We start from the raw sequence: 12,068 nt of genomic DNA, 5'->3' as shown, positions 1-12,068 counted from the left end.
CCCCCCCCCCCCCCCCCCCCCCCCCCCCCCCCCCCCCCCCCCCCCCCCCCCCCCCCCCCCCCCCCCCCCCCCCCCCCCCCCCCCCCCCCCGCGGCCGTGCGGGCGCGCCCCGGGTTCAGGTCCGCCGCACCTCGTACAGGAAGCAGCCGTGCTCCACGGCCCGCACGTGCACCAGCGCCACTTCGGGATCGGCGAAGGCCTCCGCGAGGGCGGGCCCGAAGTCCTCCGGCGCCCGACAGGACGGGGGCGGTGATCGGGCGTGCGGTGTACGTGGTCATGCCCCCAGGTTCGTGCCCGGCGGGCCGCACCACCGGCGGAATACGGACATCGCGCCGGTACGGGTCCCGTGGAAGGATGGCGCAACCGACACATCACGAGGAGATGACCGCGTGCCTGGCACAAACCTGACTCGCGAAGAAGCGCGGCAGCGGGCGAAGCTGCTGACCGTTGACTCGTACGAGATCGAGCTCGATCTCTCCGGCGCGCAGGAGGGCGGCACCTACCGGTCCGTGACCACGGTGCGCTTCGACGTCGCCGAGAACGGGGCGGAGTCCTTCATCGACCTGGTGGCCCCCGCCGTGCACGAGGTGACCCTCAACGGGGACGCCCTCGACCCCGCCGAGGTCTTCGCGGACTCCCGCATCGCCCTGCCCGGCCTGCTGCAGGGCCGCAACGTCCTGCGGGTGAGCGCCGACTGCGCGTACACCAACACGGGTGAGGGCCTGCACCGGTTCGTCGACCCGGTCGACGACCAGGCGTACCTGTACACCCAGTTCGAGGTGCCGGACGCCCGCCGCGTCTTCGCGAGCTTCGAGCAGCCGGACCTCAAGGCGACGTTCCAGTTCACCGTGAAGGCACCGGCGGGCTGGACCGTCATCTCCAACTCGCCGACGCCCGAGCCCCGGGAGAACGTCTGGGTGTTCGAGCCGACGCCGCGCATCTCGACGTACATCACGGCGCTGATCGTCGGCCCGTACCACAGCGTGCACAGCGTCTACGAGAAGGACGGCCGGTCCGTCCCGCTCGGCATCTACTGCCGCCCCTCGCTCGCCGAGCACCTCGACGCGGACGCGATCTTCGAGGTCACCCGGCAGGGCTTCGACTGGTTCCAGGAGAAGTTCGACTACGCGTACCCCTTCGAGAAGTACGACCAGCTGTTCGTGCCGGAGTTCAACGCGGGCGCGATGGAGAACGCGGGCGCGGTCACCATCCGCGACCAGTACGTCTTCCGCTCGAAGGTGACCGACGCGGCGTACGAGGTGCGCGCGGAGACCATCCTGCACGAGCTGGCCCACATGTGGTTCGGCGACCTGGTCACCATGGAGTGGTGGAACGACCTGTGGCTGAACGAGTCGTTCGCCACCTACACCTCCATCGCCTGCCAGGCCGCGGCGCCCGGCTCGCGCTGGCCGCACTCGTGGACGACGTTCGCGAACTCCATGAAGACCTGGGCCTACCGCCAGGACCAGCTGCCGTCCACGCACCCGATCATGGCCGACATCCGCGACCTGGACGACGTGCTGGTCAACTTCGACGGCATCACGTACGCCAAGGGCGCCTCGGTCCTCAAGCAGCTCGTCGCCTACGTCGGCGAGGACGCGTTCTTCCGCGGCGTGCAGGCGTACTTCAAGCGCCACGCCTACGGCAACACGCGCCTGTCCGACCTGCTGGGCGCCCTGGAGGAGACCTCCGGCCGCGACCTGAGGACCTGGTCGAAGAAGTGGCTGGAGACGGCCGGCATCAACGTCCTGCGCCCGGAGATCGAGACGGACGGCGAGGGGGTCGTCACCTCCTTCGCCATCCGCCAGGAGGCCCCCGCGCTGCCCGCCGGCGCCCAGGGCGAGCCGACCCTGCGTCCGCACCGGATCGCCGTCGGCGCCTACGACCTCGACGCCGACGGCAGGCTGGTGCGCGGCGAGCGGATCGAGCTGGACGTCGACGGGGAGCTGACGGCCGTCCCGCAGCTGGTCGGCAAGCGCCGCCCGGCGGTCGTCCTGCTCAACGACGACGACCTGAGCTACGCCAAGGTCCGCCTGGACGAGCAGTCCCTCGCCTTCGTCACCGAGCACCTCGGCGACTTCGCGGAGTCCCTGCCCCGCGCCCTGTGCTGGGCCTCGGCCTGGGACATGACCCGGGACGCGGAACTCGCCACCCGCGACTACCTCTCCCTGGTCCTGTCGGGCGTCGGCAAGGAGTCCGACATCGGTGTCGTGCAGTCGCTGCACCGCCAGGTGAAGCTGGCGGTCGACCTGTACGCCGACCCGGCCGCCCGCGAGACGCTGCTGACCCGCTGGACCGACGCCACGCTGGCCCACCTGCGGTCCGCCGAGCCCGGGAGCGACCACCAGCTCGCGTGGGCGCGGGCGTTCGCGGCGACGGCCCGCACGCCGGAGCAGCTGGACCTGCTGGAGGCCCTGCTGACGGGGGCGCAGACCGTCGAGGGCCTGGCCGTGGACACGGAGCTGCGCTGGACGTTCGTGCAGCGGCTGGCGGCGGTGGGCCGGTTCGACGAGGCGGAGATCGCCGCCGAGTACGAGCGGGACCGCACGGCGGCCGGCGAGCGCCACGCCGCCACCGCCCGCGCCGCCCGCCCGACCGAGGAGGCCAAGGCGGAGGCGTGGGCGTCGGTCGTCGACTCCGACAAGCTGCCCAACGCCCTCCAGGAGGCGGTCATCGCCGGCTTCGTCCAGACCGACCAGCGCGAGCTGCTGGCGCCGTACACGGACCGGTACTTCGAGGTGCTGAAGGACGTCTGGGAGTCCCGCTCGCACGAGATGGCCCAGCAGATCGCGGTCGGTCTCTACCCGGCGATCCAGATCTCCGGGGAGACCCTCGACAAGACGGACGCCTGGCTGTCCTCCGCCGAGCCGAGCGCGGCCCTGCGCCGCCTGGTCTCGGAGTCCCGCGCGGGCGTGGAACGCGCCCTGCGGGCCCAGGCGGCGGACGCGGCGGCGGCGTAACCGGTACGTACGCGCGACAGGGGCGCCCGGTGCTCCACCGGGCGCCCTTCGCGTTCCTTGGGGCCACCGACGAAGGCGGCGAACGCGGTGAACGCGGCGGCGGGCACGGAGCTGGTCTCCGACTCCGTGCGGCACGCCCAGTGACCCGGGTCGGAGACCCGTGGGTGGTTCCTGCGGGGTGCCCGAGGCGCCGACGGCGACCGTGCAGGGCCACCACCAGTGGCGTGCGTGGTCACCGCTGGATGCTGCGGGCGAACCGGAGCCGACGATCCACCCGAGAACTTCCGGCTCGGGTCACCGGGGCCCGCCGCCCCGCGGGTGTGCCGGTCGGGCGCCGGCGCCCTGCGGATCGGGGCGTGGGACGCGGACCCGTCGCCGCCCGGGCCGCCGCAGCCCTTCGCCCGGAGTGGGAGCGGGAGGACGGCCGGGGCCCGGCCCCGGTGCGCGCCCGCGCCGGCGTCCGGGGCCGGCAACCGCTGACCGGGGGGCACCCGGGGCACGTACGTGCGGTGCGGGCCGGGCGCCGCTCCGCGCGACGGCACCGAGGCGTCGCGGCACGAGGCCCGTCGCGCCCGCCGCCGGTTCCCGGCACGGAAGTCCCCGCCGTCGCCACCTGCCGACGGCCGCGACCGTCCCGTTCACCCCGCCATGACGACCGCCCCGCCGGACCGAGGGCCCGCCACGCCCCTCGGCCGTCCCGCCGGGAGGCACACCCCTCTCGAAAAGCGTGAGCAGTCCGGCCTCCGGTGTCCACACACCGCTCATCCGAGCGCACGGACGACATTCCCCCGCCGACCGTCCACCCTTTCCGCGCCCAGGCGCCCCGAGCCCCCGAAGGCTCACGGCGGGGCCGTCCGGACTCGCCGGTCGCGGAGGACCGGCCGACCCGCTCCCCGCACCTGCGGGAACGGCCCTCGACGCATGGATCGCCACCCGACGTTGCACCCTTCACTCACGTTGTAGTACTTCTTATACATGAGTGAGCAGGTGCACAACAGGCTGGCCGTGGTGCGCGCCGAACGGAAGGTGTCGCGGCAGCGTCTGGCCGAGGCGGTCGGGGCGCACTACCAGACCATCGGCTACATCGAGCGGGGGCAGTACAACCCGAGCCTCGACCTGGCACTGAGGATCGCGAAGTTCTTCGAGCTGCCGGTGGAGGCACTGTTCTCGCTCGAACCGTTCCGGCCGCTCACGGACGAGATCTACGGGAGGAAGACGTCATGACCACCACGCCGCTGACGCGCCACGACCGCAGCATGCTGCGGATCATGAACGACCGCCGGGGCCGCCCGCTGTACGCCACGGCCGCCCGCAGGCGCTCGCTCGTCGCCGCGCACCTGGTGCTGAGCGCGGCCATCGGCGGGCTCATGACCTACGCCTTCACCGCGGAGGGGAAGCCCGTCTGGTCACTCGTCGTCGCGACGGTGCTGCTGCTGCCGTGGATGGTCGCGACCGGGGCGATCAACGGAGCCACCCGCGGCCTGCTCGAACTGCGCGAACGGGCGCTGGACGAACGCCAGTCCGCCGAACGCGCCCGGGTGCGGGCCCGCGCCCACCAGGTGACGACCCTGCTCCTCCTCACCGCCGTCCTCGGCCTGTCGATCGCGGGATCGGCCGCCGGGAGTCCCCCCGCGGCGCCCGTGGCGGCGACACTCGTCGCGGTCCTCGCGGTGCACTGGCTGGCGCCGCTGTGGGTGGCCGGCCTGACGGCTCAGGACGAGCCGGCCGACGACGACCCCACGGCCTGACGACGGCCCCACGGCCCGACGAGGGCGCCGGAGCCCCCGCGTGCCCCCTGGGCATCGCGGGCGACCCGGGGGGCCCACGCCTTCGGCGTCGGCGTGATGCCCCTGCCGCGCCGGGCGCGCACGGGCGGACAGCACCCCCACCGAGTCCTTCACCGCAAACCCACCTCCCCTCTATTCAAGTTTGACTAGACTGCCGGGATGAGCGAGAAGACCATTCCGGTCCTGCCGTGCCGGACCCTGCGGCCCGTGCTCGACTTCTACGCCGCCCTCGGCTTCGAGACGACCTTCCAGCAGCGGAGCCCCAACCCGTACGCGGTCGTGGAGCGCGGTGGCATCCAGCTCCACTTCTTCGGGATGAAGCGGTACGAGCCGGCCGAGTCGTTCAGCACCTGCTGCGTACGGACCGACGACGTGGACGGGCTGTACGAGGCCTTCCGGGCCGGACTCGAGGAGGCGTACGGCAGGGTCCCGACCCGGGGGCTGCCGCGCGTCGGGCCGCTGAGGGACACCTCGCACGGCGTGCGGCAGTTCCTCATGACCGATCCGGGCGGCAACTGCCTGCGGATCGGGCAGCCGACGAGCCGGGACCGGCACCACCGGCCCGCGCCCGAGGAGACGTTCTCCCGGGCCCTCCACCACGCGTCCCTGTTCGCGGACTCGAAGGAGGACCCGGCGGGAGCCGCGAAGATCATCGACCGGGCACTGCGCGTCGGGGCCGAGGACGAGCGGCCCACGCCCGTGCAGCTGTTCCGCCTCCTGGTGCTGCGCGCGGACGTCGCCGGGCGCCTCGGCGACGAAGCGACCGCGGCGTCCGCGCTCGCCCGGGCCGGCGCGGTCCGGCTCACCGGCCGGGAGCGGGAGGCGGTGCGCGACGACCTCGGGCGCTTCGAGGAGCTGAGGTCGCCGGGGGACACCCCCCGGTGACCTCGGGGAAGGGTAAAGGAACGGTCGTTCTTGACCGACCGTTCTCTTACCCCGTATGGTCATGGACATGGGACGACCACGCGCCTTCGACACCGACCGGGCGATCGAGACCGCGGCCGCCCTCTTCGCCACGCACGGCTACGAGGGCACCTCGGTGGACGATCTGGTCACCGCCACCGGCATCCACCGGGGCAGCCTCTACAAGGTCTTCGGATCCAAGCGGAGCCTGCACCTGACCGCCCTGCGCAACCACCTCGACCACGAGATCCGCCCGACCACCGCCGCCCTCGCCACCCTCACCGACCCCGAGCAGGCGCTGACGACGGCCGTCGCCTCGTACGACAACGGCCCGGCCGCCGGTCTCCTCCTGCTCGCCGCCGTCGAGCGCGCGCCCCACGACCCGGAGGTCGCCGCGCTGGTCGCGGAGGGCGTCGCCGCACTGGAGGACGCCCTGCGCCCCTCCCACGGCGACGCCGCCCCCCGGCTCGCCTCCACCGTCCTCGGCACCCGTCTGCGCCTGCGCGCCGGCCTGCCCACCCCTGCCAAGGAGCACTGACATGGCACTGGTCTCCGTCGACCGCGAACGCGGCCTGCTGACCGTCGAGTTCCAGGGCCTCGACAAGCTCTGGACCTTCAAGAGCCGCCTGGAGATCCCCCTCGCCCACGTGCGCGGCGCCACCCACGACCCCGGCATCGCCCGTGAGCCGAAGGGCATCCGCGTCGGCGGCACCCACTTCCCCGGCCTCATCACCGCCGGGCGCTACCTCCACCAGGGCGAACGCCTCTTCTGGGGCGTGAAGAACCCGGACAAGGCGGTCGTCATCGAACTCGCCGACGCCGAGACCTACGACCGCGTCGTCGTCGAGGTCGACGACCCCCGCGCCACCGTCGCCCTCGTCGAGGGGTCCCTCACCCGTGACTGAAGGGGGCCTGCGGGGGAACCCCGCCCCTCCGGCCCGTCGGCGCGCACACGCCGACCGGGCTCACGGCCGCCCCGCCCGCCCTCCTCGGGCGAGCGCGTCGGAGTCCCCCGCGCCACCGTCACGCCCGGCCGGAGCGCGGCGCCCGGCCGCGAACCGGCCCGCGCCCCACAGCACGACGGCGCCCGCACCGACCACCGCGACGACGACGGTGGTCCGGGCGTAGCCGCTGCTGCTCGGACGGACGGTGCCGTCGTCCAGGACGCAGTCGAAGCCCGGAGGGAAAGAGGAGGTCCGGTGCCCGCTGATGTGCCCGACGGCGTCCGGCAGGGCCTGTCGGCACGCGGGAGCGGGGGACGAGTCCGTACCGGACTCGGACTCGTGCGCCGCCATCTGGACCGCGCCGAGCGCGATCACGTAGAGGCCGGCGGCGGCTGCCGCCGCCATGCCGGCGCACCAGCGCAGCAGGTGCGCCGGCCAGTCCGCGCGGCGCCCGGGCCGCGCCAGGGAGACGAACTTCACGACGACCGCCACCAGCCAGACGGGGGCCGCGCACAGACAGGCGAACGCGAGCAGGGCGAACACGGGTCAGCCGCCTTTCCCGGGCTGCGGTGCAGCCGCTTGCGAGCCGTTCACGGGGAGCGCCGTGACCGAAGCGCGTGCCCGGCTCCGTCGGTCCCGATCACCGAGGGCAAGACGCTTTTGCCGGTGAAACGGTTCCGCGGGCACCGGGCGGTCGGGGCCGGGGAACCGTCCGGCGTCACTCGGCCGCGCGACGCGGCCTGGCCGGCCACCGTCGCCCCGAACGCCAGCGCCATGCCGGCCAGTTGCACCGGCGTCAGCGCCTCGCCGAGCGCCGCCCAGCCGATGACGGCGGCGGTGAGCGGGGAGAGCGGGCCGAGGAAGGTGACCTGGGTGGCGGTGAGGCGGCCGATGCCGCGGAACCAGAGCCAGTACGCGACCGCCGTGTTCGCCAGGGCGAGGTAGAGGTGGCCGCCGATCGCCGGACCGTCCAGCGCGGGCGGCGCGCCCTCGACCAGGAGGGCGAGCGGGGCGATGAGCAGGCCGCCCGCGGTGAGCTGCCAGCCGGTCAGGGCGAGCGGCCCGACGCCCTCGGGCCGGCCCCACCGCTGGGTGAGCACGGTGCCGGTGGACATGGAGGCGGTGGAGGCGAGCGCCGCGAGCACGCCGACCGGGTCCAGGGCCCCGGCCGCCTCCAGGACCACCAGGCTCACCCCGAAGGCGGCCACGGTCCCGGCGAGGAGGGTGCGCACGGTCGGCCGCTGTCCCAGCAGCAGCGCCGAGAGGCCGACCACGAACAGCGGTCCGGCCGAGCCGACGACCGCGGCCATGCCGCCGGGCAGCCGGTAGGCGGAGAGGAACAGCAGGGGGAAGAAGGCGCCGATGTTGAGGGCGCCGAGCACGGCCGCCTTCCCCCACCAGGCGCCGCGCGGCAGCACCCGGACGAGCGCGAGCAGCAGCAGTCCGGCGGGCAGGGCGCGCATCAGGCCGGTGAACAGGGGGCGGTCGGCCGGGAGGAACTCGGTGGTGACGGCGTAGGTGGTGCCCCAGGAGACGGGGGCGAGGGCGGTGAGCGCGATCAGGGGGGCGCGGTTCGGGGGCACGGGGCGCACCTCTTCCCGGGGCGGAGGCAGATGGACACAAGTAGCTTAGCTCCAAGCAACTTTTCTAAAAGCTACTTTCTTGCGGCTGACCGGAGAGGGACGGATACTCCTGCCCATGAGTGCACGCCCCGGACAGCGCAGGGACCCCGTCGACGCGATCATCGAGCAGTGGGCCCGGGAGCGGCCGGACCTCGACACGGCCGCCATGGAGGTCTTCGGCCGCATCCACCGGCTCTCGCGCGCCATGGGCGACCGGATGGACAAGGCGTACGCCAAGTACGGGCTCTCCCGCGGGGAGTTCGACGTCCTCGCCACCCTGCGCCGCTCCGGGGAGCCCTACACCCTCTCCCCGCGGCAGCTCTCGGCCACGCTGATGCTCACCACCGGCGGGATGACCGGCCGCCTCGACAAGCTGGAGCGGGCGGGACTGCTGCGCCGCTCCCCCGACCCGCACGACCGCCGGGGCCTCCAGGTCACGCTCACCGAGCGGGGGCTGGAACTGGCCGACGAGGCGGTCGGCGCGGGCCTCGCCCTCCAGGCGGAGGCCCTGTCCGCCCTGGACGGGGGGCGGGCGGAGCACCTGGCCGGCCTGCTGCGGGAGCTGCTGCTCGCGACCGAGAGGTGACCGAGAGGTGACCGCGGGGCGGCGGAGCGACGGCGGGGACCGCCCGGCGGGCGGGTCCGGGCAGCACCGAGGGCGCCGTCCCCGCCGCCGTCGTACGGCACACCGGGGGTGCGTGCATACGGCGGCGGGGACGGCGCCCTTGGGAAGGTGCGCGGGCGGCCCGTCGGGGCCCGGGCCGGTCAGGCCTCGGAGCCGGCCTTGGTCCGGAGGTTGGAGCTGGTCGGGTCCTTCTTCTCGTGCGACTTGTCGAGGACCATCACCAGGGCGGCGATGACCACGAACAGCGCGATCGGAGCCACGACGTAGAGGCCCAGCGTCTCGATGACGCTCAGGCCCGTGCCGGGGTCGTCGCCGTCGTCGCGGTTGAGCGCGAGCGCGGGGGACGACATGAGCAGCATCATCAGCGTCGTACCGGCTGCCAGGGCGCCGGCGCGCAGGGCGTTCTTCTTGTCCACGGTGCAAAAGGTAGCGAACGCCGGTCGGGGGCGCGCGTCCGGGGTGCCGTACGGGAGTCCCGGCGGGCTCACGTCGCCCTCCCCTCCCCCGCCCCGCGCGGGCCGGCGTCCGCCCGCAGCACCTCGATCAGCGCCCGCAGCCTCGGGGACGCCGCCAGGTCCTCCAGGGTCACCGGGCGGCCCCCGGCGTCGGCGATCGGCAGGCGCCAGTTCGGGTACTGGTCCCAGGTGCCGGGGAGGTTCTGCGGGCGCCGGTCGCCCACGCCGTCGGGGAGCCAGACGCCGATCAGGCGGGCCGGGGTGCGCAGCAGGTAGCGGTGGACGGCCTGGATCCGCGCCTCCTCCGAGGAGGCGCCGCCCTCCCCCGGAACCTCCGAAGAGGCGCCGCGCAGCAGTCCGAGCCGGGTGAACAGCTCCAGCCACTCCGCCGTGTCGGCGGCGGCCTCGGCGCGTTCCTCGGCCAGGGGGCGGGTGAGCAGGCCCAGGCCGTCGCGGAGGTCGACGTGCTCGCCGGTGAGGCGGGCCGCGGTGGGCGGCAGGTCGTGGGTGGTGGCGGTGGCCAGGCAGTCGGCGCGCCAGCGCTCCGGCGGCAGCGGGCGGCCGTCGCCCTCCCAGTCCCGTTCGAACCAGAGCACCGAGGTGCCGTACACCCCGCGCCCGCGCAGCGTCTCGCGCACCCCGGGCTCGACCGTGCCCAGGTCCTCGCCGATCACCACCGCCCCGGCGCGGGAGGCCTCCAGGACGAGCGCGGCGAGCATGGCCTCGGCGTCGTAGTGGACGTAGGTGCCCTCGGTCGGCGGCCGGCCCTCGGGCACCCACCAGAGCCGGAACAGGCCCATGACGTGGTCGATGCGCAGGGCGCCCGCGTACCGGAAGAGGGCCCGGAGCAGGGCGCGGAAGGGGGCGTGACCGGACTCGGCGAGCCGGTCCGGGCGCCAGGGCGGCAGGCCCCAGTCCTGGCCGCGCGCGTTGAAGGCGTCCGGGGGCGCGCCGACGGACATGCCGGCCGCGAAGTGCTCCTGCTGCGCCCAGGCGTCGGCGCCGCCGGGGTGCACGCCGACGGCGAGGTCGTGCACGATCCCGAGCGGCATCCCGGCCTCGCGGGCGGTGCGCTGGGCGGCGGCGAGCTGGGCGTCGGTGAGCCAGGCGAGACGGGAGTGGAAGTCGACGCGGTCCGCCAGCTCGCGCCGGGCGCGGGCGGTCTCCGGGGAGCGGGGGTCGCGCAGGGCGGCGGGCCACCGGTGCCAGTCGGCGCCGTGCACCTCGGCGAGCGCGCACCAGGTGGCGTGGTCCTCCAGGGCCCGGCCCTGCGCGGCGAGGAAGGCGCGGTAGGCGGCGTGCCGGCCGGGCCCGAGCGGCACCGCGTGCACCAGTTCCAGCGCCTCGCGCTTGGCCTCCCACACGGCGTCCCGGTCGATCAGCGCCCCCTGCTCCAGCACCGCCGCGCGCAGCCGCCCGGCCCGCTCCAGCAGGGCGCGCACCCGGTCGCGGTCCTCGACGTGGGCGAACTCGGGGACGTCCTCGATCCGCAGGTGGACCGGGTCGGGGAAGCGGCGCGAGGAGGGACGGTACGGGGAGGGGTCGGTCGGAGGGCCGGGGACAGCCGCGTGCAGGGGGTTGACCTGGATGAATCCGGCGCCGAGGTCACGTCCCGCCCAGCCGGCGAGTTCGCCGAGGTCCCCCAGGTCGCCCATGCCCCAGGAGCGGCGGGACAGGAGGGAGTAGAGCTGGACCAGGAGGCCGTGGGAGCGTCCCGGGGGCGCGGGCAGCCGGGGCGGGGCGACGATCAGGTGGGCGTGCGCGGTGCGGCCGTCGGGGGCGGCTGCGGTCACCTCGTGCACCCCGGGCGGAAGGTGACCGGCCGACGCGCGGGTCTCGCCCTGCTCGGTGCGCACGCTCAGCCGGGTGCCCCCGGGGAGCGCGGCGAGCGCGGCCGGGACGGCCGTGCCCCAGCCGACCACGGTGGGCGGCAGCAGCCGCTCGCCGAGTTCCCGCTCGCGGGCGGTGAGCGCGGCGCGGACGGCCCCGGGGGTGCCCGCGTCCACGCCGAGGGCGGCCAGCGCCCGCGTGACGGCGGTGGCCGAGGCCGCGACCGTGCGGTCCGGGGAGGGGCGGTAGGAGGTGGCGACGCCGTGCAGGGCCGCGAGCCGGGTCAGGTCCCCGGAAGGGGGCCCGGCCGGCCGGGGCGCGGCCACCCTAGGGCTCCGGGTGGTACTGGGAGGGGAGGCAGGCGAGTCCCGAGGGGTCCGTGGCGGCGTCGGACTCGCTGGTCAGGGGGGCGGTGTCGGCGAGCGGGGGTTCGCTGGTGAGGGGTTCGGCGTCGGGCAGCGGGGGTTCGCTGGTGAGCGGGACCTCGGCGCGGGGGCTCTCGGCGCTGAAGACGTAGAGGTGGTCGCCCTCGGGCAGGTCCTCGGGCCGGGCGTCGGGCAGGTCCTCGGAGAGGGCGGACGGCTCCGCCGCGGGTTTGGACAGGGCCGGGGACAGTACGTAGGCCGATGCGGTCACAGGGGTCTCCTCGTCGAGCGCGGCTCCGCGGGGCGCGGGTGCCGTGCGGGTCGGTCGGGGCGGATCGTTCGTCGAGTCGGTGCGGGTCGTTCGTGGGATCGGTGCGGATCGTTCGTGGGGTCCGGCGCGGGTCGTGAGGGGTTATCCCGCAGCCCTACCCAGCGGGCGCGGGGCCAGACGCGGGAACGCGCACAACGTGCTCCTGGTCACACTTCCTTCCCGCCCCCTCACTCCACCGTGGGACAAAAACGCCACAACGGCCACTCTCATTGACACGTTCACCGCAGGAGTGGTGGGCTCGGCATT

General features: G+C 74.8%; 12 protein-coding genes and 1 pseudogene. 7 read left to right on the top strand and 6 right to left on the bottom strand.

All coding sequences use genetic code 11. The annotated features are described in order from the left end of the window. Window positions 1–115: 115 nt before the first annotated feature. Window positions 116–220 (bottom strand): annotated as a pseudogene (locus ACZ56B_RS14320) (DUF1203 domain-containing protein); the annotation flags it as partial. 169 nt (window positions 221–389) lie between these two features. On the opposite strand from ACZ56B_RS14320, the gene pepN reads away from it, so the two are divergent. The 6 genes from pepN (at window position 390) to ACZ56B_RS14290 (ending at window position 6,555) form a co-directional block, all read left to right on the top strand. Beyond that, window positions 390–2,960 carry an aminopeptidase N gene (gene pepN, locus ACZ56B_RS14315; protein ID WP_468789716.1) on the top strand — a complete coding sequence of 857 codons (2,571 nt, stop codon included), beginning with the start codon at window positions 390–392 and terminating at the stop codon, window positions 2,958–2,960. A gap of 975 nt (window positions 2,961–3,935) precedes the next feature. Next, on the top strand, window positions 3,936–4,184 hold the full coding sequence (locus tag ACZ56B_RS14310) for a helix-turn-helix transcriptional regulator (RefSeq protein ID WP_468789714.1): 249 nt from the start codon (window positions 3,936–3,938) through the stop codon (window positions 4,182–4,184). Beyond that, the gene (locus tag ACZ56B_RS14305; RefSeq protein ID WP_468789712.1) at window positions 4,181–4,708 is read left to right on the top strand and encodes a hypothetical protein; all 528 of its coding nucleotides are present in this window, start codon (window positions 4,181–4,183) and stop codon (window positions 4,706–4,708) included. Before ACZ56B_RS14310 ends, ACZ56B_RS14305 begins: the two co-directional genes overlap by 4 nt. A 198-nt stretch (window positions 4,709–4,906) precedes the next feature. Next, the gene (locus tag ACZ56B_RS14300; protein ID WP_468789710.1) at window positions 4,907–5,632 is read left to right on the top strand and encodes a bleomycin resistance protein; all 726 of its coding nucleotides are present in this window, start codon (window positions 4,907–4,909) and stop codon (window positions 5,630–5,632) included. A 67-nt stretch (window positions 5,633–5,699) separates the two neighbouring features. Further along, window positions 5,700–6,188, top strand: coding sequence for a TetR/AcrR family transcriptional regulator (locus ACZ56B_RS14295; RefSeq protein WP_468789708.1), 489 nt, complete (start codon window positions 5,700–5,702; stop codon window positions 6,186–6,188). A 1-nt stretch (window position 6,189) separates the two neighbouring features. After that, a complete protein-coding gene (locus ACZ56B_RS14290; RefSeq protein WP_468789706.1) occupies window positions 6,190–6,555 on the top strand; it encodes a hypothetical protein in 366 nt (121 codons plus the stop codon). A 60-nt stretch (window positions 6,556–6,615) separates the two neighbouring features. Here ACZ56B_RS14290 and ACZ56B_RS14285 read toward each other — a convergent pair whose 3' ends face one another. Together ACZ56B_RS14285 and ACZ56B_RS14280 are read right to left on the bottom strand one after the other, a co-directional pair. Continuing rightward, window positions 6,616–7,137 carry a hypothetical protein gene (locus ACZ56B_RS14285; RefSeq protein WP_468789704.1) on the bottom strand — a complete coding sequence of 174 codons (522 nt, stop codon included), beginning with the start codon at window positions 7,135–7,137 and terminating at the stop codon, window positions 6,616–6,618. 47 nt (window positions 7,138–7,184) lie between these two features. Further along, window positions 7,185–8,177, bottom strand: a complete 993-nt coding sequence (locus ACZ56B_RS14280) for an EamA family transporter (protein WP_468789702.1) — start codon at window positions 8,175–8,177, stop codon at window positions 7,185–7,187. 115 nt (window positions 8,178–8,292) lie between these two features. Here ACZ56B_RS14280 and ACZ56B_RS14275 point away from each other — a divergent pair, with 115 nt between their 5' ends. After that, window positions 8,293–8,802: a MarR family winged helix-turn-helix transcriptional regulator gene (locus ACZ56B_RS14275; RefSeq protein ID WP_468789700.1), complete on the top strand. Its 510-nt coding sequence runs from the start codon at window positions 8,293–8,295 to the stop codon at window positions 8,800–8,802. A gap of 179 nt (window positions 8,803–8,981) precedes the next feature. Here ACZ56B_RS14275 and ACZ56B_RS14270 read toward each other — a convergent pair whose 3' ends face one another. From ACZ56B_RS14270 to ACZ56B_RS14260, 3 genes are all read right to left on the bottom strand, one after another. Further along, window positions 8,982–9,257, bottom strand: a complete 276-nt coding sequence (locus ACZ56B_RS14270) for a hypothetical protein (RefSeq protein WP_468789698.1) — start codon at window positions 9,255–9,257, stop codon at window positions 8,982–8,984. A gap of 68 nt (window positions 9,258–9,325) precedes the next feature. Next, entirely contained in the window at window positions 9,326–11,452 is a 2,127-nt protein-coding gene (gene malQ / locus ACZ56B_RS14265; protein WP_468789696.1) for a 4-alpha-glucanotransferase, read from the bottom strand. 1 nt (window position 11,453) lies between these two features. After that, window positions 11,454–11,762 carry a hypothetical protein gene (locus ACZ56B_RS14260; RefSeq protein WP_468789694.1) on the bottom strand — a complete coding sequence of 103 codons (309 nt, stop codon included), beginning with the start codon at window positions 11,760–11,762 and terminating at the stop codon, window positions 11,454–11,456. Window positions 11,763–12,068: the final 306 nt, after the last annotated feature.

Source organism: Streptomyces sp. NPDC034670, from assembly GCF_055574875.1.
This window is presented reverse-complemented; position numbering and strand designations above follow the sequence as displayed.